The 21368-nt window shown below is 67.9% G+C and carries 24 protein-coding genes; 7 read left to right on the top strand and 17 right to left on the bottom strand.

Annotation, left to right across the window (positions count from 1 at the left end):
* Positions 1–9 precede the first annotated feature (9 nt).
* From ACLJO0_RS05675 to nucS, 4 genes are all read right to left on the bottom strand, one after another.
* A complete protein-coding gene (locus ACLJO0_RS05675) occupies positions 10–1707 on the bottom strand; it encodes a sodium:solute symporter family protein (protein WP_125785225.1) in 1698 nt (565 codons plus the stop codon).
* Positions 1708–2129: 422 nt separating this feature from the next.
* Positions 2130–2906: a hypothetical protein gene (locus ACLJO0_RS05670; RefSeq protein WP_410576840.1), complete on the bottom strand. Its 777-nt coding sequence runs from the start codon at positions 2904–2906 to the stop codon at positions 2130–2132.
* A gap of 44 nt (positions 2907–2950) precedes the next feature.
* Entirely contained in the window at positions 2951–3913 is a 963-nt protein-coding gene (locus ACLJO0_RS05665; protein WP_410576839.1) for a patatin-like phospholipase family protein, read from the bottom strand.
* A gap of 352 nt (positions 3914–4265) precedes the next feature.
* Positions 4266–4925, bottom strand: a complete 660-nt coding sequence (gene nucS / locus ACLJO0_RS05660) for an endonuclease NucS (RefSeq protein WP_034308895.1) — start codon at positions 4923–4925, stop codon at positions 4266–4268.
* Between the two features lie 37 nt (positions 4926–4962).
* Between nucS and ACLJO0_RS05655 the strand changes: the two genes are divergently transcribed.
* Positions 4963–5505: an NUDIX domain-containing protein gene (locus ACLJO0_RS05655; RefSeq protein WP_410576838.1), complete on the top strand. Its 543-nt coding sequence runs from the start codon at positions 4963–4965 to the stop codon at positions 5503–5505.
* Between the two features lie 79 nt (positions 5506–5584).
* On the opposite strand, the gene ACLJO0_RS05650 is transcribed toward ACLJO0_RS05655, so the two are convergent.
* On the bottom strand, positions 5585–6358 hold the full coding sequence (locus tag ACLJO0_RS05650; protein WP_410576837.1) for an enoyl-CoA hydratase-related protein: 774 nt from the start codon (positions 6356–6358) through the stop codon (positions 5585–5587).
* The gene (locus ACLJO0_RS05645) at positions 6331–7317 is read right to left on the bottom strand and encodes a GlxA family transcriptional regulator (protein WP_410576836.1); all 987 of its coding nucleotides are present in this window, start codon (positions 7315–7317) and stop codon (positions 6331–6333) included. The genes ACLJO0_RS05650 and ACLJO0_RS05645 overlap by 28 nt, the downstream gene beginning before the upstream one ends.
* Before the next feature lie 71 nt (positions 7318–7388).
* Here ACLJO0_RS05645 and ACLJO0_RS05640 point away from each other — a divergent pair, with 71 nt between their 5' ends.
* Positions 7389–7949: a cysteine hydrolase family protein gene (locus tag ACLJO0_RS05640; RefSeq protein WP_410576835.1), complete on the top strand. Its 561-nt coding sequence runs from the start codon at positions 7389–7391 to the stop codon at positions 7947–7949.
* Here the strand turns inward: ACLJO0_RS05640 and ehuA are convergent.
* From ehuA to ACLJO0_RS05610, 6 genes are all read right to left on the bottom strand, one after another.
* On the bottom strand, positions 7946–8710 hold the full coding sequence (ehuA, locus tag ACLJO0_RS05635) for an ectoine/hydroxyectoine ABC transporter ATP-binding protein EhuA (RefSeq protein ID WP_396561565.1): 765 nt from the start codon (positions 8708–8710) through the stop codon (positions 7946–7948). The genes ACLJO0_RS05640 and ehuA overlap by 4 nt on opposite strands.
* A gap of 7 nt (positions 8711–8717) precedes the next feature.
* Positions 8718–9374, bottom strand: coding sequence for an ectoine/hydroxyectoine ABC transporter permease subunit EhuD (ehuD, locus tag ACLJO0_RS05630; protein WP_410576834.1), 657 nt, complete (start codon positions 9372–9374; stop codon positions 8718–8720).
* Complete coding sequence (gene ehuC, locus ACLJO0_RS05625; protein ID WP_410576833.1) at positions 9374–10069, bottom strand: ectoine/hydroxyectoine ABC transporter permease subunit EhuC; 696 nt, start codon at positions 10067–10069, stop codon at positions 9374–9376. The genes ehuD and ehuC overlap by 1 nt, the downstream gene beginning before the upstream one ends.
* A gap of 13 nt (positions 10070–10082) precedes the next feature.
* Positions 10083–10976, bottom strand: a complete 894-nt coding sequence (ehuB, locus tag ACLJO0_RS05620) for an ectoine/hydroxyectoine ABC transporter substrate-binding protein EhuB (RefSeq protein WP_125792188.1) — start codon at positions 10974–10976, stop codon at positions 10083–10085.
* 117 nt (positions 10977–11093) lie between these two features.
* Positions 11094–13115, bottom strand: coding sequence for a protein meaA (locus tag ACLJO0_RS05615; protein WP_410576832.1), 2022 nt, complete (start codon positions 13113–13115; stop codon positions 11094–11096).
* An 81-nt stretch (positions 13116–13196) separates the two neighbouring features.
* Entirely contained in the window at positions 13197–13763 is a 567-nt protein-coding gene (locus ACLJO0_RS05610; RefSeq protein WP_410576831.1) for a hypothetical protein, read from the bottom strand.
* Positions 13764–14015: 252 nt separating this feature from the next.
* Between ACLJO0_RS05610 and ACLJO0_RS05605 the strand changes: the two genes are divergently transcribed.
* From ACLJO0_RS05605 to ACLJO0_RS05590, 4 genes are all read left to right on the top strand, one after another.
* Positions 14016–14642 (top strand): LysE family translocator, encoded by a 627-nt coding sequence (locus ACLJO0_RS05605; RefSeq protein ID WP_125785121.1) that lies wholly within the window; start codon positions 14016–14018, stop codon positions 14640–14642.
* Positions 14639–15262, top strand: a complete 624-nt coding sequence (locus tag ACLJO0_RS05600; RefSeq protein WP_410576830.1) for a LysE family translocator — start codon at positions 14639–14641, stop codon at positions 15260–15262. Before ACLJO0_RS05605 ends, ACLJO0_RS05600 begins: the two co-directional genes overlap by 4 nt.
* 62 nt (positions 15263–15324) lie before the next feature.
* Positions 15325–15975: an LPXTG cell wall anchor domain-containing protein gene (locus ACLJO0_RS05595; RefSeq protein WP_410576829.1), complete on the top strand. Its 651-nt coding sequence runs from the start codon at positions 15325–15327 to the stop codon at positions 15973–15975.
* 78 nt (positions 15976–16053) lie between these two features.
* The gene (locus tag ACLJO0_RS05590) at positions 16054–16926 is read left to right on the top strand and encodes a trypsin-like serine protease (protein WP_410576828.1); all 873 of its coding nucleotides are present in this window, start codon (positions 16054–16056) and stop codon (positions 16924–16926) included.
* A gap of 63 nt (positions 16927–16989) precedes the next feature.
* Here ACLJO0_RS05590 and murA read toward each other — a convergent pair whose 3' ends face one another.
* Complete coding sequence (gene murA / locus ACLJO0_RS05585; RefSeq protein WP_410576827.1) at positions 16990–18264, bottom strand: UDP-N-acetylglucosamine 1-carboxyvinyltransferase; 1275 nt, start codon at positions 18262–18264, stop codon at positions 16990–16992.
* Positions 18265–18325: 61 nt separating this feature from the next.
* Here murA and ACLJO0_RS05580 point away from each other — a divergent pair, with 61 nt between their 5' ends.
* The gene (locus ACLJO0_RS05580; RefSeq protein ID WP_410576826.1) at positions 18326–18898 is read left to right on the top strand and encodes a cob(I)yrinic acid a,c-diamide adenosyltransferase; all 573 of its coding nucleotides are present in this window, start codon (positions 18326–18328) and stop codon (positions 18896–18898) included.
* An 81-nt stretch (positions 18899–18979) separates the two neighbouring features.
* Here the strand turns inward: ACLJO0_RS05580 and ACLJO0_RS05575 are convergent, their stop codons facing one another.
* The 4 genes from ACLJO0_RS05575 to ACLJO0_RS05560 form a co-directional block, all read right to left on the bottom strand.
* Positions 18980–19132: a hypothetical protein gene (locus tag ACLJO0_RS05575; protein WP_233598867.1), complete on the bottom strand. Its 153-nt coding sequence runs from the start codon at positions 19130–19132 to the stop codon at positions 18980–18982.
* Positions 19133–19221: 89 nt separating this feature from the next.
* Positions 19222–20457, bottom strand: coding sequence for a 3-phosphoshikimate 1-carboxyvinyltransferase (gene aroA, locus ACLJO0_RS05570; RefSeq protein WP_410576825.1), 1236 nt, complete (start codon positions 20455–20457; stop codon positions 19222–19224).
* A gap of 75 nt (positions 20458–20532) precedes the next feature.
* On the bottom strand, positions 20533–20967 hold the full coding sequence (locus ACLJO0_RS05565; protein WP_125785129.1) for a DUF2550 domain-containing protein: 435 nt from the start codon (positions 20965–20967) through the stop codon (positions 20533–20535).
* A gap of 25 nt (positions 20968–20992) precedes the next feature.
* Entirely contained in the window at positions 20993–21358 is a 366-nt protein-coding gene (locus tag ACLJO0_RS05560) for a F0F1 ATP synthase subunit epsilon (RefSeq protein ID WP_125785130.1), read from the bottom strand.
* Positions 21359–21368 lie beyond the last annotated feature (10 nt).

Below are 21368 nucleotides of genomic sequence, written 5' to 3'. Positions count from 1 at the left end.
TCCGGCCTCCTAGAAGATGATGTTGAGCACGATGGTCAGGATCAGCACGATGCCCGCGAGCAGGCCCGGCTTGCGGTACCAGCCCGCGTCGTCGCCGGTTTCGTCGTGCTTCAGCGACTCCTTCGGGGTGAGGGAGTACACGAGGCCGACCAGCTGGGACTCCGGCTTCGGCGCGGTGGCGAGCGAAACCGCGACGCTGACCACGATGTCGACGACGAACGCCGTACCGGCGGCCACGAAGCTGACGCCCTGCCCGGTGAGCCCGAGAACCCCGGCCTGCGACAGCAGCCACACGGTGATCGCGGACGCGGTACCGGACACGAGCCCGACCCAGCCCGCCGTCGCCGTCATCCGCTTCCAGAACATGCCAAGGATGAAGGTGGCGAACAGCGGCGCGTTGAAGAAGGAGAACAGGTCCTGCAGATAGGTCAGGATGTTCCCGGAATTCGACGCGATGAACGCGGTGCCGATCGCCAGCACCGTGCCCGCCGCGGTGACCAGGCGGCCGAGACGGAGGTAGTAGCCGTCGGACTCGTTCTTCTTCACGTACGACTGCCAGATGTCATAGGTGAAGACGGTGTTGAACGAACTCAGGTTCGCCGCCATACCGGCCATGAAGGACGCGAGGAGACCGGCGATCGCGACGCCGAGCATGCCGTTGGGCAGCAGGTCGCGCATCAGCAGCAGGATGGCGTTGTTCGCGGTGACCCCGCTGGGCGCTTCGCCGCCATCGAGCAGGATCTGCTTGTCCTGGACGTACTCGGACACGGTGACCGCGGCGATCATGCCGGGGATGATCACGATGAACGGGATGAACATCTTCGGGAACGCGCCGATGATCGGCGTCCGCCGCGCGGCCGACATGCTCTTGGAGGCCATGGCGCGCTGGACCTCGACGAAGTTCGTGGTCCAGTAACCGAAGGACAGCACGAAACCGAGGCCGAAGACGAGGCCGAGGATGGAGAGGAAGCTGTTGCCGAAGCCGGTGAGGTTGTCACCCGGCCAGGAGGACAGCTGCGCATCTCCGCCGGGGCCGGCGGAGACCTTGTCGACCAGTCCCTGCCAGCCGCCGACCTTCACCAGGCCGACGATGGTCAGCGGCAGCAGCGCCGCGACGATCACGAAGAACTGCAGGACCTCGTTGTAGATCGCGGCGGAGAGGCCGCCGAGCGCGGTGTAGGAGAGCACGACCGCGGCCGCGACGATGATCGACACCCACAACGGCCAGCCGAGCAGGAGGTTCACCACGCTGGCGAGCAGGAACAGGTTCGCGCCGGCGATGAGGATCTGCGCGCTCGCGAAGCTGATGCCGTTGACCAGGTGGGCGGGTTTGCCGAAGCGGCGGAGCATGAACTCCGGGACACTGCGGACCTTCGAGCCGTAGTAGAACGGCATCATCACGATGCCGAGGAACAGCATCGCCGGGATCGCGCCGATCCAGAAGTAGTGGAAGGTCGGCAGGCCGTAGAGCACGCCGTTGGCCGACATGCCCATGATCTCGACCGCGCCGAGGTTCGCCGAGATGAAGGCGAGACCGGTGACCCAGGCGGGCAGCGAGCGGCCGGAGAGGAAGAAGTCGAGGCTGCTCGAGACCGACCTTCGCGCCATGTACCCGATGCCGAGCACCAGCGCGAAATAGAAGGCGAGCAAGACGTAGTCGATCGGACTTGCGTCGAGCCGCAGGTTCGCATCGGCCAGCACGTGCAACCGACCCACCTCCATTAGTGAAAACGTTCACGAGAAACGCCGGTATCGCGTCAATCGCGGACCATACTGCATGGATTCAGGAACGGCAGTGCGGGTGGGCGAGGTCGGCCCGGATGTGTACGAAAGGGCAGTTTTTGACAATTCTTGTCCGGTTCACCGCGCGTGAAGGGTTCCGGTGAGCGCGCCCGCCGGGTGGTCGTGAGTGGCGATTCGGGTTCTGGCCAAGGGTGTCTTAGGTACCTGCGTGGATTCCGGCTGCTGTTGGTGCCAGGCCCCGGTCCTAGGTACAGGAAGGACCCCTTCCTGCACCTAGGCGCAAGGAAGGGGTCCTTCATGTACTCAGGCGGGCAAGGACACTGGCGCCGGGTGGTCGTGAGTGGCGACCCGAATCGCCACTCACGACTCCCGTGACCGGTGGGGGTTTACCGGTCCGTCGGCAGGCCGACTTCGCCGTCCTCCCTGATCAACCGGTCGAGGACGTCGTCCGGCATGTAGGTGCGATGCGGGTAGCCCGAGCCCCACGAGTTGAGGAACGGCACGGCGCCGAGTTCGTCGGCACGCGGGTTGCCCAGCACCGCGTGCACCTCCTCGACCGTCTTCGCCCAGCGGTATGCGTGGAGGCCGTTCTTGGCGTCGGGCGTGTAGGCGGCCCGCTTGACGTGATCGTCGTCGGCGTAGGTCTCCGACCACGGGACGTGCCCCAGTTCGAGCAGCACCTCGGCCGCCGCGCGGACGGACGTGCCGTTGTTGTCTCCGGGGTTGGTCTCGCCCCATTCGTCACGCAGCTTCGACTGGTCCCACAGCCACCGCGCGGCGTAGAGGTCACCGTTGAACAGCGTCATGCACCGCGACCAGCCGAAGCCGACGCAAGCGCCTTCCTTGCCCTGGTCGTAGAAGGAGTACTGGGTGTCTCCGTCGGTCGATTCACCGGGTTCGAGGCAGACGCAGTGCCCGCCGCGGATCCTGGTGAGCGTTTTGGCGCCGCCCTTCGCGACGAAGAACTCGCCGGATTTCTCGTCCTTTTCCGGGACGTCGAATTCCTTGTACCAGTTGACGCCGATGACGACCGGAGACCGGGTGGGCCGGTCCTCGGTGGCGAGCGCGGTCAACGGATAGCGCTCGATGTGACGCCAGTCGTCCGGGACGAACCGGCCGAGGCGGCCGTCCGCCGGGTCACTGCCGATCGGGCGATAACGCATGGGATCCTCCTATCCCTCATCCCACCGGAATACCGCCGGCGAGTTCACTGCGGCACGATCTTTTCCAGAAACCGCCGCGCGGCCTCCCGCCCGCTTTCGAAGAGGCGCTTCTTCTCCTCTTCGCCGAGCCCGAAGTCGACGGCGGAAATCCCGGTCGTGTCGACGTAGACCGTCCTCCGGTTCACACCTTCCTCGTGCAACCGGTAACGATTCCAGTCCGACAGCAGGGTTTCGAGCGAACCGATGGCGATCCGCAACGCACTCTTCACCGGTTTGTCCCTGCCGCCCACGGGTTCCCCGGAAAGCTTCACTCCCCAGGTCGGCCATCGCGGCTTCTTCGTGTCGGTCCGGTCGAAGACGGTGATGGGGAAGTTCGACAGCAGGCCGCCGTCGACCCAGGTGACCGTGCCCTCGGGACGGACGTCGAACTGCACCGGCCGGAAGTAGAGCGGGATCGACATCGACGCGCGGACGGCGTCGACGATCTTCTCCGCGCCGGGGTCGCGGCCGTACTGGGAATAATCCCAAGGCAACCGGACGAGGACGCGGCGGGTCAGGTCGCTGACGTGTACGACGAGGGAATACCGTTGGTACGGAAGCAAAGTACCTTCGGGATCCTCGATGGCGAGATCGGCGAAAGTGCGCACACCGACCTCTTCCAGCAACGGCGTGAGCCATTCGACGAGATACTCGCCGGAATGCATCCCGTCGTGCAGGAGCAGATCGACGCCGTCGCCGATCGGACCGGTGACCTTGTCAAGCAGGGACTGGTCCTGGAACCGGCGGCAGTCCATGTCGTTCATCACCGCTTCCAGACCGCCGAGATCCTTCCCCGCCTTCTGATAAGCGGCGACCAGCGTCGCGACGATCGCCCCGGCGCTCGTCCCGGCGATCCGCGGGAACGAATAACCGGCTTCGTGCAACTCCAGCACCGCACCCAGCAGCCCGATGCCTTTGACGCCGCCGCCTTCGAGTACGAGATCGACGTGTTTCCGAGAATCACTCATGGCCCATCACCCCTGCGACCGCGACCACCGGATGTCGGTGGTACCCCTCGCGGAAATCGAGTGTGGCACAGCGTGAGACGGAGGAATCCGCCGTTCACCCGAATGGCACGGAAACAGCTGGTTCTTTTGCGAAAGAACCCGAGTTCGTTAATTTCCCGCCGCCCTTTCGGGCATTCTGTGGCGCGGGAAACAATGCAGATACAAAACCGAGGACTCGATTCGGTATCGGCTGTTCAGCGTCGCGGACCGGTGCGCCGATGGCGGTTTCGCGTGTCTGGATGGACGACACACGTGATGGGACGGACGACACGCGTGTTGTCCACTCAGTCACGCGGGCCCAGTACCGGGAGGTTCAGAAGAGGCGGAACTCGTCCGACTCGATGCCGCGCAAAGCGTCGTAGTCCAGCGTGAGGCACCGGATACCCCGGTCCTCGGCCAGCACCCGCGCCTGCGGCTTGATGATCTGCGCCGCGAAGACGCCCTGCACCGGCGCCAGCAGCGGGTCGCGGTTGAGCAGTTCGAGGTACCGCGTCAGCTGCTCGACGCCGTCGATCTCGCCGCGCCGCTTGATCTCGACGGCGACGCTGGCACCGTCGGCGTCGCGGGCCATGATGTCGACCGGGCCGATCGCGGTCGGGAATTCCCGCCGCACCAGGGTGTAGCCGTCGCCGAGGGTCTTGATGTGCTCGGCGAGCAGTTCCTGCAGGTGCGCCTCGACGCCGTCCTTCTGCAGTCCCGGTTCCGCGCCGAGTTCCTGGGCGTGGTCGTGGAAGATCTCGTCGATGGTGATGACGAGCTTCTCCCCCTGCTTGTTCTCGACGATCCACAGCTTGCCGTCCTCGATCAGCCAGCACGGCGGGCTCATCCAGTTCAGCGGCTTGTAGGCGCGGTCGTCCGAGTGCACGGACACCGAGCCGTCGGCCTTCACGAGCAGCAGCCGGGTGGCCATCGGCAGATGGGCGGTCAGACGGCCGGCGTAGTCGACCTGGCAGCGAGCGATCACAAGGCGCACCACGCGAGGGTAGGACAAGCACGGCGATACTGTGCGCATGGACCCCGTTCAGCGTGTCAGCTCGCGTGAGGTGTATCGGAACAACTGGATGACCGTGCGCGAGGACGCCGTCCGGCGGCTCGATGGTTCCGAGGGGATCTACGCCGTCGTCGACAAACCCACCTGCGCCGTGATCATCCCCTTCGACGGTGCCCGGTTCCACCTGGTCGAACAGTTCCGCTATCCGATCGGGCTGCGGCGGTGGGAGTTCCCCATGGGCACCGCGCCGAACCGGGCCGACGTCCCGCCGGTCGAACTCGCCGCTCGCGAACTGCGCGAAGAGACCGGGCTGATCGCTGGGTCGATGACCGACCTCGGCCAGACCGACGTCGCCCCCGGTACCTCGAGCCAGCGCGGGCGCGTGTTCCTCGCCACGGACCTCACGCAGGGTGAAGCCCAGCGCGAGGTCGAGGAGCAGGACATGCGGACGGCATGGTTCGAGCTCGGCGAGTTCGAGAAGATGATCGCCGCGGGTGACATCACCGACGCGCAGACGCTGGCCGCCTACACGCTGCTGCTCATGCGCGAACGCGCGCTCTGACCCAGCTCGCACGTGCAAGGAAGGACGCTTTCATAGCAAAATTTGCTATGAAAGCGTCCTTCATTGCGCGCGGGAGCGCTCAGTCGGGCCACACCGGGGAACGCTTCTCCAGGAAGGCCGCCATTCCCTCACGCGCCCCCGGCAGCTGCGACGCCGAGGCCATCACCTCCAGCGCCAGCGCGTAGGCGTCGGCCTCGGGCCGGTCGAGCTGCGCGTAGAGGGTCTGCTTGCCCATCGCCTTGCTCGCCCGGCTTCCCCGCGTCGCGCGCCCGAGCAGTGAGACGACGGCTTCGTCGAGCGAGTCGTCCGGGACGACGCGGTTCACCAGGCCCCAGTCCAGTGCGGTCGCCGCGTCGACGACGTCGCCGGTGAGCGCCAGTTCCATCAGCCGTTTCCGCCCGATCGCGCGGGCCACCGGCACGGCGGGGGTGTGGCAGAACCAGCCGCCTTTGCCACCAGGGAGGGCGAATCCGGCGGATTCGGCGGCGACGGCGAGGTCGCACGAGGCCACCAGCTGGCAGCCCGCCGCGGTCGCGAGCCCGTGCACCCGCGCGACGACGACCTGCGGCACCGACTGCATCGTGCCCATCAGGTCCGTGCACAGGCGCAGCAGCTCGCGCACGCCCATCAGGTCGCGCGCGGCGACGTCGCCGAAGTCGTGTCCCGCCGAGAACACCGGCCCGGCACCCGCCAGGACGATCCCGGTGGCGTCGGTCTCCCCGGCCTCGCGGAACGCCGCGAGCAGCTCGGCGAGGTGGTCCGCCGACAGTGAGTTGCGCCGCGCGGCGCGGTTCATGGTGATCGTGACGGTGTCACCGTCCCGCTTCACGAGGATGTGCTCGTACTCGGCCATGCTTCGACGGTAACCGACCGGAACGTCCGGCGATACGAATCGGGGCCGACACCGACGTCGGCCCGCAGCCGTCGTCGCAGGTTGGCGGCGGTGCCGAGGCCGGAACGCTGCGCGACCCGCTCGACCGGGAGCTCGGTGGTCTCCAGCAGCCGCCGCGCGAGCCGCACCCGCTGCGCGCGCAGCCACCGCCCCGGCGTCACCCCGGTGGCCGCCGCGAACTCGCGGTGAAAGGTCCGCTCGCTGAGCCCGGCGTGACCGACGAGGTCGTCGACACCGATGTCGTCGGCGATCCGCGCGAGCGCCCAGTCCATTGTGGACGACACACTCGGCCGCGACGGCTTTGGCGGCAACGGGTTGTCGACATACTGCCGCTGGCCGCCTTCCCGCGCGGGCGGCATCACGAGGCGGCGGGCGAGGGCGGCGGCGATCTCGGCGCCGTGATCGCGGCGCACCAGGTGCAGGCAAAGGTCCAGCCCGCCGACCACACCGGCGGACGTCAGCACGTCACCCTCGTCGGTGAACAGGACGTCCCGCTGGACGACGGCGTCGGGAGCGGCGGCTTCGAGGTCGTCCAGCAGCCGCCAGTGCGTGGTGACCGACCGGCCGTCGAGCAGCCCTGCCGCGGCGAGGGTGAAGGCCCCGGAGCACAGCGACGCCACGGTGATCCCCGCCCGGTGAGCCTTGCGCAGCGCGGCGACGGCCGCCACGGGCACCTCGGCGTGCGGATCCACCCGGCCGGGTACGAGGACGAGGTCGCAGCCCGCCAGTCCGCTCAGCCCATGGGTCGCCTCGACCTGGCCGAACGGGTGAGTGGCGATCCGGCCGCGGCCGGACGCACAGAGCCGGACCTCGAAGGGGCCGATGCCGCTGTCGGTCCGGTCGACGCCCCAGACCTCGCCGATCACGCCCAGATCGAAGGACCGGCTGCCCGGCAGGAGGAGCACACCCACGGTTCTCATGGCAGAAAAGTACCGCATCGCGCTTCTTCTGCCACTCCCCTCCGGCGACGGAACGCGTGAAACTCGAAGCCATGACCACTGAGAACAAGGCCCTGCTCGTGATCGACGTCCAGCGCGGCTTCGACAAGCCCGTCTGGGGCCCGCGCAACAACCCCGGCGCGGAGGCCAACATCAAGGCGCTCGTCGACGCCTACCAGGAGCGCGGGCTCCCGATCGTCCTGGTGCACCACGATTCCGTGAGGCCCGGCTCGTCGCTGCAGCCTGGCCAGGAGGGCAACCACTTCAAGCCCGAACTCGACGGCGTGCGCGCGGATCTGGTGTTCGGCAAGAAGGTCAACTCGGCCTTCCACGGAGACATCGATCTCGACGGCTGGCTGAAGACGCGCGGGATCAGTTCGTTCGTGCTCGCCGGTATCCAGACGAACTTCTGCTGCGAGACCACCGCGCGCGTCGGCGGCAACCTCGGCTACGACGTGACTTTCGCGCTCGACGCGACCTTCACCTTCGACCTCGCCGGGCCGGACGGCAGCGTCCTGACCGCCGACGAGCTGTCCAAGGCGACCGCGACGAACCTGCACGGCGGCGGGTTCGCCACGGTCACCTCGACGAAGGAGATCCTCGGAGCGCTCTAAGCGCGGTCGATGACCGCCTTGAGGAACCGTCGCGTCCGGTCGTGGTCCGGATCGTTGAACAGCTTGTCCGGTGTGGCGTCCTCCAGCACCTGCCCCTGGTCGAACATCATCACCCGGTCCGAAACGTCCCGCGCGAACTGCATTTCGTGCGTGACACAGAGGATCGTGATGTCGGTGGACGCCGCGATCTCGCGCAGCACGCGCAGGACGTCGGCGACCAGTTCCGGGTCGAGTGCCGAGGTCACCTCGTCCAGCAGCAGTACGTCCGGCCGCATCGCGAGCGCGCGGGCGATCGCGACGCGCTGCTGCTGGCCACCGGAAAGCCTGCTGGGGTGCTCGTCCTTCTTGTCCGTGAGCCCCACCATTTCCAGCAGTTCGACGGCCCGCGCCTCGGCCTCGTCCCGCGCGACGCCGAGCGAGTGGATCGGCGCTTCGGTGATGTTGCGCAGCACGTTCATGTTGGGGAACAGGTTGAACTGCTGGAACACCATGCCGATCCGCTTGCGAGCCTCCCGCAGGTACTTCTCGTCCGCGGGCACCAGTTTCTCGCCGCGCTTCATGTGACTCAGGTAGTCGCCGCAGACCTCGATGGTGCCGCCGTCGACCTTCTCCAGGGTCATCAGCAGCCGCAGGATCGTCGTCTTGCCGGACCCGCTCGGCCCGATCAGCGAAACGAATTCCCCTGGCGCGACAGTGAAATCGAGGTCCCGCAGCACGACATGCTCGCCGTAGGACTTGACAACCTGCGAGAACCGGATCATCGGGGAATCAACTGTGGGCGGCACGTCGCTCCAACCTTCTCACCAGAATCGAAGCCGGCAGGCTCACCAGCAGGAACAGCACCCCGGCCAGGGTGTACGGCTCGACGACGCGGAATGTTTCGGCGCCGACCTCTTTCGCCCGGTTGAGCACGTCGAGGACGCCGATCCCGAGCAGCAGCGGGGTTTCCTTGAACATCGAGATCGTGTAGTTGCCCAAGGCGGGCAATACCCGGGGAACCGCTTGCGGCAGGACGACCGCCGTCCACACCCGTTGGCGTGGCAGGTTCAGCGCGGTCGCGGCCTCCCACTGTCCTCTCGGGACGGCCTCGATCCCGGCCCGGTACACCTCGGCCGCGTACGTCGCGTAATGCACGCCGAGCGCCACGACACCGGTGACGAACGCCGACATCGTGAAACCCGTCAGCGGCGGCACCAGGTAGTAGATCGCGAACACCTGGATCAGCAACGGGGTACTGCGGACGAACTCGATGAACAGCGTGACCGCCTGCGACAGCACGGGAATCCCCGTGCGGCGGATCAGCGCGAACACCAGCCCGAGCGCGTAGGCGACGGCCGAGGCGAGCAAGGTGATCTCGACCGTGACGAGAAGACCCTCCAGCAGCAGAGGAATCGAATCGAAGGCCGCTTCCCAGCTCCAGTCCATCAGATACCCCCCGCCGCGGCCGTCATCTTCGCCGGCGCCCTGCCTAGGCGCCGCGCCGCGACCCGCTCCAGCGTCCGCATCCCGCTGGTGATCAGCAGGGCGATGAGCAGGTAGAGCACGAGTTCGGTGCCGTAGATCCAGCCGATCTCGGAGCCGAACACCGGCCGCAGCAGTTCACCTTGCCGCGCCATCTCCGGGACGGCGATGAACGAGAGCAGCGCCGTGCTCTTCAGCAACTGGATGAACAGGTTGTTGAACGGCGGCAGCATTTCCGCGAACGCCTGCGGCAGGATCACGCGCCGCATCCGCTGGGCGGGTGTCAGGTTGAGCGCGATGGCACCTTCGAACTGCGCCCGCGGGACCGAATTCACCGCACCGCGGACGATCTCGGCGCCGTACGCGCCGTGGTTCAGCCCGAGCACGAGGATCCCGGCGAACATCGGGACCAGCTGGAAGCCCACCAGCACGGGCAGGACGAAATACAGCCAGAACAGCTGGACGACCTCCGAGGTACCGCGGAAGATCTCCACGTATACCCGGGAAATCCCCCGCACGAGCCGGGACGGCGATCTCAGCGCGAGCCCGGCGACCAAGGACAGCACCACGGTGAGCGCGATCCCGCCGAACGCGGCGGTGACGGTCGCGGCCAGTCCACTGAGGACGGTCGTGATGATATGCGACACCGACGACGACATGACGTCAGCCCCGTTACACCGCGCAGAGTTTCTCGGTGGTGACGTCGGGCTTCGGCAGGTTGGCCGCCGTGAACCCGAACGGTGTCACGATCCTGGTCCATTCGCCGCTGTCCTGCAGCTTCTTCAGTTCGGCGTTGAAGGCCTCGCGCAAGGGGTTGTCGTCCTTGCGGAAGACGAAGGCACCGGCGGAAACGACCGGTTTGCCGTCCTTGATCGGATCGAAGCCGGGCGTGACTTCGGCTGCCGCGCCAGGGCTCTTGCCCAGCACGTCCTTGAGGGAGATGTCGGTGAGCGCGGCGCAGTAGACCCGGCCGTCGGTGACCGCGCGGAGCATGTTGTCCTGCGAATCGAGGGTGACGATCTGGTCCTCGGCGACACCGGAGTCGGTGGCGTACCCCTTCTCCACGGCCGCCGAGAGCACGGCGACCTTGACCTTCTTGGCCGCGATGTCCTCGAACTTCAGCACCTGCTGCGGATTTCCCTTGGGTACCAGCAAAGCGGTCAGCGCCGAGTAGTCGGGGATCGAGAAGGCCGCCGCGTCGCACCGCTCCTTCTTGATGTTCATCCCGGCCGCGACGATGTCGTACTTCCTGGCGTTGAGCCCGGGGATCAGCTGGTCGAAGGAGACCGCTTCGGCTTCCACGTTGTCGATGCCCATGGCCTTGAAGACGGCTCGGGCGACTTCGGGGGCTTCCCCGGTGACCTTGCCGCTCTGATCCGTGAAACCGTAGGGCGCTTCGTTCGCGATACCGATCTTGATCTTCTTCGCGTCCTTGGCCGCTTGCAGCGCGTCCCCGGAGGAGGTCGACGTGCACGCGGACAACAGCACCGGACCGCCGATCGTCACCGCGCCAAGAACAGCCGACCGCCGGAAGAATTCTCGCCTCGACCACTCGCCGTGCGCCATCGCCGCACCCCTTTTCGATTAATCGGTTTAATCGAAACGTAGGTGGGTACCTTTGCCCCGGCAATGTGAGCGGCTCACCCACCAGTGGCCGTTACGGTACCGAGATTAACGGTGACGTTAAGTGCTCAGACCGTGGCGCTCCCGCACCAATCCGACAATTCCGTCCATGATGTCGGTGAGTTCGTAGTCCTTCGGTGTGAACACCCTCGCGATCCCCCGCTCCAGCAAGAGCTTCTCGTCGTCGGGCGGGATGATCCCGCCGACGATGACCGGGATGTCGCCCGCCCCCGCGGCCCGCAGCCCGTCCACGACCTGCGGCACGACCTCGAGATGCGAACCAGAGAGCACCGAAAGCCCGACCACGTGCACGCCCTCCTGGACGGCGGCCGCGACGATCTGCTCCGGCGTGAGCCGGATGCCCTGGTACACCACCTCGAACCCGACGTCACGCGCCCGGACGGCCACCTGCTCGGCACCGTTCGAATGCCCGTCGAGGCCGGGTTTGCCGACCAGGATCCGCAGCCGCTCGCCGATCTCGGTGTTCGTCGCCTTGACCCTGTCGCGGACGCGGCGGAGTTCCGCGTTGCCCTCGCCCGCGGCCGCCGACGCGGAAACCCCGGTGGGAGCACGGTATTCGCCGAACACCTCGCGCAGCGCACCCGACCATTCACCGGTGGTGACACCGGCGCGGGCGCACTCGATCGTCGCCTCGAACAGGTTCTCCGACGTCTTCGAGATGGCCTTCAGCTTCTCCAGCGCCGACTCGGCGGCCGCGCTGTCGCGGTGCGTCCGCCATTCCTCGATCGCCGTGACGGCCTGCTTCTCGACGGCGGGGTCGATCGTTTCGATCGCCTTGGCGCCTTCGGCTTGCAGCGGGGAGGGCTCCGTGGTCTCGAACTTGTTGACCCCGACCAGGATCCGCTCGCCGTTCTCCATACCTCGCCGGTACTCCGCGAGCGAAGCGACGAGTTGCGACTTCATGTAGCCGCTCTCGACGGCCGCGACCGCGCCGCCGAGATCCTGCACCCGCGCGATCTCCTCACGCGCGCCGGCCATGATCTCGTCGACCTTGGCCTGGATGACGTGCGAGCCGTCGAAGATGTCCTCGTACTCCAGCAGGTCGGTCTCGAACGCGAGCACCTGCTGCATCCGCAGCGCCCACTGCTGATCCCACGGCCGGGGCAGACCGAGCGCCTCGTTCCACGCGGGCAGCTGGATCGCGCGGGCCCTGGCACCGCGGGAAAGCGAGACCGCGAGCATCTCCAGCACGATGCGCTGGACGTTGTTCTCCGGCTGCGCCTCGGTCAGTCCCAGCGAGTTGACCTGCACGCCGTAACGCAGCCGCCGCGCCTTGGGATCCGTGACGCCGTAACGATCCCGGGTGATCTCGTCCCACAGCGCGGTGAACGCGCGCATCTTCGACATCTCTTCGACGAACCGCACACCGGCGTTGACGAAGAACGAGATCCGCGCGACCACCTTGGCCATGTCGGCCTGCTCGACCTGCCCGGAGTCGCGGACCGCGTCGAGGACGGCGATGGCCGTGCACAACGCGTACGCGACCTCTTGCGTCGGCGTCGCGCCGGCTTCCTGCAGGTGATAGCTGCAGATGTTGATCGGGTTCCACTTCGGCACGTGGTGCACGGTCCACGCGATCATGTCGGTGATCAGGCGGAGACTCGGACCCGGCGGGAAGATGTAGGTGCCGCGGGAGAGGTATTCCTTGATGATGTCGTTCTGCGTCGTGCCGGTGAGCTTGGCCAGCACTTCGTCGACGTCACGTCCCTCGGCTTCGGCCTGCTCGCGCGCCACGGAGACGTAGAGCGCCAGCAGCCACATGGCGGGCGCGTTGATCGTCATCGACGTGTTGGCCTCGGCGAGCGGGATGCCGTCGAACAGGCGCCGCATGTCGCCGATATGCGAGACCGGGACGCCGACCTTGCCGACCTCACCCTTGGACAGCTGGTGATCCGGGTCGTAGCCGGTCTGCGTCGGCAGATCGAAGGCGACCGAGAGACCGGTCTGCCCCTTCGCCAGGTTGCGGCGATACAGCTCGTTGGACGCGGCCGCGGACGAGTGGCCCGCGTAGGTCCGCATCACCCAGGGGCGGTCCCGTTCACGGTCCGTGGGATAGGGCACGGTACACCTCCGGCGCTGGACGACGGCCTGAGTGTACCGGCCGGTAACATCGACCGCGTAGTTGAATCAGACACAGTCGGGTCATTCTCCGGCGACCGGTTCGTGGCGCTGTCGTGCCTCGTCCACGGCTTTCGCGAGCTTTTCCCGCACCTTCGCCACATCGCTGACACCCACCAGGATGACCGGCGCCTCGCGATCCTTCCCGGTGCCCGCGCCGAAGTTCGCCGACGCCCACGCCAGCACGCCGAGTCTGCCGAAGGTGATCGTCCCGGTCTTGCCGGGCCCCGGCGTGACCACGGGATCGGCCAGCCCGGCCAGCTCCTGGGACCTTTCCTTGCGGCGGACCAGCGAACTGGTCTCGATGACCCGGCCGTCTGTCACTGCGTAGGTCGTCGAAGCGAGCCTGAGATAGCGGATCAGCGGCCTGCCGGCGAAATGGAACACCCCCGCGACGGTGAGCACGACCCACGCCGCGACGTGGAACGCCGTGTCGTGGTTGCCGGCGAAGAACAACGTGACGCCGCCGAGCCAGAGCAGGCCGACGGGGACGTTGAAGTAGTCGCCGGGATTGAAGAGGGGCCTGCGCACCGGCTGTCCGGCCCAGATGACCCGTTCGCCTGGAAGGAGGTCGATCTGCCCCTCATGCATGCCAAGGCACCCTACCCGTCCGCGAGGCGGGCGAGGAGTGTCCGTTCGTCGGTGAAGTTCCGGTCCGAACGGACCTATCCGACACACCTTCCCCAGCACATGAAGGACCCCTTCCTTGCGCCTGGCGCAAGGAAGGGGTCCTTCATGTACCTCGGGCGGGTACGGCCACCCGGCCCAGTGGCTCACCGCGCCCGGGGACTGTGACCGAAATCCGGGAGACTCGCCCACAGGCGGCGGCTAGCGTGAGTGACCGTGACCTGGAGTTCGTACAGCAGCTATCTGCTCATCGTCGTCCTGATCGTCCTCGCGCCGGGGCCGGACACGATGATCATGCTCAAGAACTCGCTGTCCGGCGGCACCCGCGGCGGCTTCCTCGCCACGGCGGGGATCTTCGTGGCCAACACCGTCCAGGGCACCGCGGCCGCGCTCGGTCTCGGCGTCGTCATCGCGCAGTCGCAGCCGGTGTTCGTGACGCTCAAGTGGGTCGGCGCCGCATACCTCGTCTTCCTCGGTTTCCAGGCGCTGCGCGGCGCGTGGCGAGGCGACTACTCCGGCGTCGCGGCGGTGAAGCAGCAGGGAGCGAGCGGATTCCGCCGCTTCCGCGAAGGCTTCCTCTCCAACATCACCAACCCCAAGGTGCTCGTGCTGTACCTGTCGGTGCTGCCGCAGTTCCTCGACCCCGCGACGACGTCGGCGTGGCACGCGCTGCTGCTCGCCTACACCGTCGCGGTGCTGGGCGCGATCTGGCTGATGACGCTGCTGTTCTTCGTGCACCGCGTGCGCACCTGGCTGGAACGCCGCAAGGTCCGCCGCGCGCTCGACGGCGTCACCGGGACCGCGCTGGTCGGTTTCGGCGCGGCGTTGGTGCTCGAGTCATGACCTGGAGTGTCTACGGCGGTTTCGCGCTGATGATGCTGGCGCTGGCGCTCGTCCCCGGTCCGGACAACATGGTGGTACTGAAGAACGCGCTCTCCGGCGGCATCCGCGGCGGGGGCTGGGCCTGTTTCGGCGTCGGCGTCGCGAATCTCGCGCAGGCCACCGCCGCCGCGCTCGGTCTCGGCGCGGTCATCATGAGCTCGCGGCCGGTGTTCGAAGCCGTGAAGTGGGCCGGTGCGGCTTACCTCTGTTACCTGGGGATCCGGGCGCTGATCGGCGCCTACCGTGGCGATTACGGGCAGCTCGCCGAGACCGCCGCCGCCCGGCGGAGCGGATTCCGTCGCTGGCGGGAGGGCTTCCTCTCCAACGTCACCAATCCGAAGGTCCTCGTGCTGTACCTGTCGGTGCTGCCGCAGTTCCTGATCCCGGGCGTCACCGGCACCGGCGATGCCTTGCTGCTGGCTTACACGATCGCGGCGGCGGGCACCGTCGCCCAGCTTCTGCTGCTGTTCTTCGTGCATCGCGTGCGCACCTGGCTGGAGCGCCGCAAGGTCCGCCGCGCGCTCGACGGCCTCACCGGGACCGCGCTGGTCGGTTTCGGCGCCGCTCTCGTACTCGAGTAACCCTTTCGGCCGTTCACGCGATACTCCATATGTCGCAATGGCGCGACCTCAGGGAGGCTTCGATGAACAAGAAGACCTACGGCGTTCTCGCCGGAGCCGCCTTCTCCCTCGTTCTCCTCGGCGCGGGCCCCGCCGACGCCGGCGAGCGCGGCAACGGCGGCCCTCCTCCCGGGCACACCAAACCGCAGCCACCGTCCAAAGCGGACTTCTCCGGGCACGGTGCCAACAAGCACGGGCCCTACGACTCCACCCGCGACGGTTCGCCGTCCGCCAACGGGAACGGCGGCGGGAAAGCCGCCGGGAAACCGTGTGCCGGTTGTGTCGGCAAGGCCGACAACAAGAACCCGCCCGGACAGCTGCCCGGCGGCTCCGACGCCAACGCGGGCTACGAATGCGACCGCAACCACGGCGTCGGGCGCGGCAATCCCGCGCATACGGCCTGCGTGCCGGACCGGACACCGCCCGCCACGAACCCGCCGGTCGAGACTCCCCCGCCCGGGGGATCGCGCGCCGAAGTCGTGGCACCCGCGGTCGTACCGGTGGCGGCCCCCGCCGCGGCCGTCGCACCCCGCGCCGACGCCGCCATCGCGACGTCTCCGTCACTGGCCAAGACCGGTTTCGAGCTCGAACCCGCACTGCTGGCCGGGCTCGGCCTGCTGACCGCGGGCGGTGCCGCGGTCTTCGCCGGAACCCGGCGGCGCAGGGACGCGTGACTACTTTCGGCGGGTGACTTCGCGGCGTCCACCACGTTGAATCCCGTCTCCAGAAGCACCTAGCCGAGGAGGCCGTTCTTGAGGTTCAGCCCCGCCGCCACCGTCGCGACGCTGGCCGTCGCCCTCTTGCTGGGCGGCGCCACCGCCGCGCCCGCGATCAACTCCTACAACGCCACCCCGGCACCCGAGCGCACCGAAGTCGGCGCCCTGGTCGCCACCTGGGACAACGACGGCGACCCCGCCACACCCGACCGGGTCGACTGGGTGTGCTCCGGCACCATGGTGGACGCCGACACGTTCCTCACCGCCGCGCACTGCACCACCGACTGGCCCGCCAACGTGCGGTTCTTCGTCTCACTCGACCAGGACGTGCAAGCGGGGCTCGACGCGGCGGCGAAGAAGTACCCCGGCGACCCGGCCGCGATCGCCAAGGCCGTCGCCGTGGAGGGGGTCGCGCACAACGAGCCCGGCTACCCCGGCAACTCGGCCGACTCGCACGACATCGCCGTCGTCCAGTTGCCCGCGAAGCAGGTCGCCGCGCGTTGGACCTTCAAGCCCGCCAAGCTGCCCAGCGCCGGACAGCTCGACGCGCTCGGCCCGCAGGCGCTGAACTCGACACCCTTCGTGGTCGCCGGCTACGGCACGCAAGAAGCCGTGAACGGGCCGGGCGGACACACGCATCCGGGCGGCGGGGTGCGGATGAAGGCACCGGTCACCTTCAACGCACTGAACAACACGTGGGTGCGGCTCGCGATGACGGCACCCCAGGGCAACGGCGGAGCCTGCTACGGCGACTCCGGCGGCCCGAACTTCGCCACCATCGGCGGCGAGCGCGTCCTGGTGTCGACCACCATCACCGGTGACGGGCCTTGTTACGCCACCAACGTCACCTATCGGCTGGACTCCCCGACGTCGCGTGACTTCCTCGCGCCGTTCGTCGCCCTGCCCTGAACGCGCGTGAAGGCCCCCTTCCCTCGGCTCAGCCGAGGGAAGGGGGCCTTCACGCGCGTTTGATCAAGCCCGGTCGGGCTCTCCCGCCACGCGCTCGATCCGGGCGCCGAGGCGGTTCAGGTTCTCCACGAAATGCGGGTAACCGCGGTCGATGTGGAAGACGTCCCAGACCTCGGTGACGCCGTCCGCGCACAGCCCGGCCAGCACCAGCCCGGCGCCGGCGCGGATGTCCGCGGCCCACACCGGGGCGCTCGAAAGCCTCTCCACGCCGCGGACGACGGCGTGATGCCCGTCGGTGCGCGCGTCGCCGGAAAGCCGCATCATCTCTTCGATGAACCGGAACCGGGCCTCGTAGATGTTCTCCGTGATCATCGACGTGCCTTCGGAGACCGCCGACAACGCCACCGCGAACGGCTGCAGGTCGGTCGCGAAACCGGGGTACGGCAGCGTCACCCAGTCGACGGCCTTCGGGCGCTCGTTCTGGACGATGCGGAAACCCTTGCCCTCGAACGTCTCGACCTCGGCGCCCGCCAGGCGGAGCTTGTCGAGGACCAGGTCGAGGTAGTGCGGGTTGACGCCGCGGACGGTCAGGTCGCCCCTGGTCATCGCGGCGGCGAACGCCCAGGTCGCGCCCACGATCCGGTCGCCGATCACGCGGTGCTCGGTAGGGTGCAGCTTCTCGACGCCCTGGACGGTGAGGGTCGAGGTGCCCGCGCCTTCGACCTTCGCGCCCATCTCGGTCAGCATCGTGCAGATGTCGACGATCTCGGGCTCGCGTGCGGCATTGTCGATGACCGTGGTGCCCTCGGCGAGCACGGCGGCCATCAGGATGTTCTCGGTGGCGCCGACGCTCGGGAAGTCCAGCCAGATCTGCGCGCCGCGCAGCCCGTCGGCCTTCGCCACGACACAGCCGTGCTCGATGGTGCTGGTGGCGCCCAGTTTGCGCAGGCCGTTCTGGTGCATGTCCAGCGGACGGGAACCGATCGCGTCTCCGCCCGGCAGCGCCACGACGGCCTGCTTGAGCCGTCCGACCAGGGGACCAAGGACGCAGACCGACGCGCGCAGCTTGCCCATCGCGGCCGAATCGGCCCGGTGCGACAGTTCGGCGGGGGTGGTGATCTTGGCGGTGTCGCCGTCGATGACGACGTCGCAGCCGACACTGCGCAGGACGTCGCCCATCAGGGGGACGTCCAGGATCTGGGGGCAGTTCGTGATGGTCGTCGTGCCTTCGGCCAGCAGGGCCGCGGCCATCAGTTTCAGGACGCTGTTCTTGGCCCCGACCACGTCGACCTCGCCGACCAGCCGAGCTCCGCCGTGCACGTCGAAGTGCTCGCTCATGGGCGCCAATCATGCCCTCTCACCCGGATTTGCCTTACGCCGGGCCGGTAGAGTCGGCTTCATGGTCGTTCGCATCAACCGCGTGTACACGAAGGTCGGCGACAACGGCACCACGGCACTCGGCGACGGCTCTCGCGTGCCGAAGACCTCGCCGCGGCTGGCCGCGTACGCCGACGTCGACGAAGCCAACTCCGTCATCGGGCTCGCGCTCGCGATGGGCGGCCTCCCCGAGGAAATCACGCAGGTGCTGCGTGCGGTGCAGAACGATCTCTTCGACGTCGGCGCGGATCTGTGCGCGCCGATCGTGGAGAACCCGCCGTACGAGCCGCTGCGCATCACCGAGCGGTACATCGAGCGGCTCGAAGGCTGGTGCGACGAGTTCAACGAGCGCGTGCCGAAGCTGACGTCGTTCATCCTGCCGGGTGGCACCCCGGGCGCGGCGTTCCTGCATCAGGCCCGCACGGTCGCGCGACGGGCCGAGCGCTCCGGCTGGGCACTGTTCGAGGCCGAGCAGGCGACGACGAATCAGCTGGCGATCAAGTACCTGAACCGGCTTTCGGACCTGCTGTTCATCCTGTCGCGGCTGGCGAACCCGGACGGCGACATCCTGTGGCGGCCCGGCGGAGCGTCCTGACGACGCAATTCGGCACCTGGTTGCGTCGTTGCGTGAGCAACTACCGCAACCAGGTGCCGAATTGCGTGATGTGTAAGGAGCTCAGCCCTGTTCCTGTGCTGCCCAATAACGCTCGAGGTCGACTTCGGGTGTGCCGTCCTTGCCTGGGTCGATCGCCTTCATCGTGATCGTGTCCTCCAGGGACACGGACTCGGGAAGGTGGCTCCAGCGGTTCGCGTCCTCGCTCTGAGTCATAGGCCGAGAATAGACGTGGATCACGTCGGAAACCCGGTAGAAATGCCGCTTCGTGATGATCCCATGTTTCCGCGGCCGCCTTCAGAGGCCTAAATGCCCCAGGAACCCCGAAGCGCGGCGAGGGCGTCATGGAAGCCAGGGAAGGTCTTCTTCACGCAACCCGGGTCGTCCAGCGTGATCCCGGGCGTCCGCAGCCCCGTGACGCTGAACGCCATCGCGATCCGGTGATCCCGCCGGCACTTCATCAGAGTCCCCGTCGGCACACCCGACTGGATCTCGATCCAGTCCCGCCCGGTCTCGACCGAGACGCCCAGCGCGCGCAGGTTCTCCTCGCACGCCGCCAGCCGGTCGCATTCCTTGATCCGCGTGTTGTAGACGTCCTCGATCCGCACCGGCCCGTCCGCGAACGGCGCGATGGCCGCGAGCGTCGGCACGGTGTCGGAGATGTCGCGCATGTTCACCGTGACGCCGCGCAGCCCGCCCGTCCCGGTCACGGTCACCGCGTCCGGCCCCACCTCGACGTCCGCGCCCATCTGCCGCAGGACCTCGACGAAGGCCAGGTCGCCCTGCAGCGCGCCCTCGCCCAGGCCCGGCACAGTCACCGAGTTGCCGGTCAGTGCTGCGGCCGCGAAGAAGTAGCTGGACGTCGAGGCGTCAGGCTCGATCTCGTAGCGGCAGGCCTGGTACGGCGTGGGCGGCACGACGAACGTGTCGCCGTCCCGCACGACCTCGACGCCGAAGCGCCGCATCATGGCGATGGTGATCTCGACGTACGGCACCGAAACGAGGTCGGTCACGGTGATCCGCAACCCCTCGGCGGTCAGCGGCCCGACCAGCAGCAACGCGGTCAGGAACTGGGAGGACAGCCCCGCGTCCAGCGTCAGTTCCCCGCCCTTGATCCCGGCGGCCCGCACGACCAGCGGATGGTGCCCCGGGGAGCCTTCGAAGGTGAGGTCGACGCCCAGCTCCCGCAACGCGTCGGTCAGCGGCCCCAACGGCCGGGCGCGCATCTGCTCGGAGGCGTCGAAGCGGAAGGTGCCGTGCCCGGCGGCGGCCAGTGCGGGCAGGAAACGCGCGGTGGTGGCGCCGTCGCGGCAGAAGACGTCGGCGCTGTCGACGGCGGGGCCCTCGGGCCTGCCGGAAATGGTCCACTCCCCGTCGGCGCGGGAGACCTGATAGCCGAGCTTCAGCAGGCCTTCGGCGAAGCCCTCGGAGTCATCCGAACGCAGCGGCCTGCTCAACACGGTCGTCCCGTGGGCGGCGGCCGCGAGGAACAGGCCTCGGGCGGTGATCGACTTCGAACCGGGGATGTCGACGATGGTCACGGCGTGAGCATACGGCGTGCTCGAACGGCGAACTCACGTGATCAGAGGCGTAACTCGCGTGATTGGAGGCGTAACTCAGGAAGCGCGTGGGAGGCGGCGGCCCGGCGGGGCCGATTCGAGCCAGGAGAGGAAGCCGGTGAGGGCGCCGGGGCCCATCGCGATCTCGATCGCCTCCTGCGTGGCGGACTCACACCGCAGGACGATCGAGCCGTCGGGGACGGCGTACGCCTCCGTGCCGGAGGGGTCACGACGGTCCGCGACCTCCATGCTCGCTCGTTGGAACACGCGGTCCGGGCCGGTCCGCAGGCTCCACACCCGGAACCAGACGAACTCGTCGCCCTCGTAGCGGCCCAGCCCCAGATGCCAGCTGGACCGCGCCTCGTCCGGACGCCACCGCAGCGCGACGCTCACGCCGCCACCACGGCGCATCCGGACCCACCGCAACGAATACCAGGCCGCGAGAACGGCCAGGATGGTCAGGGCCCCGAGAACACCCACGGCGATTTCCACGGCCCGGCCCCTGTCCTTCGCCCGGTCAGACTGACTGACCGGCCGCGCGGAGCTGGGCGGTCGCCCTAGCCCGCTCTTGCTCGTCGTCGCCGCTCAACGCCTTCTTGGCCGCATCGACGTCGATCTCATGCGAAAGTTCCGCGCTTTCGGCGAGGACGCTCACGCCGGTCGCGGTGACCGACAGGAATCCGCCGTGCACCGCGGCGGTCACGGTCTCGCCGTCCGTGGTCGTCACCTTGACGACGCCACCCTCGACGAGCTGACCGAGGACAGGCTCGTGACCGGCCATGATGCCGATCTCGCCCTCGGTGGTCTGCGCCACCACGAACGTGGCGGTACCGGACCAGAGACGGCGCTCGACGGCTACCAGCTCGACAGAAATCTCAGCCACGTAGCTTCCC

The organism is Amycolatopsis sp. lyj-108, from assembly GCF_046549005.1.
GTDB lineage: Bacteria > Actinomycetota > Actinomycetes > Mycobacteriales > Pseudonocardiaceae > Amycolatopsis.
This window is presented reverse-complemented; position numbering and strand designations above follow the sequence as displayed.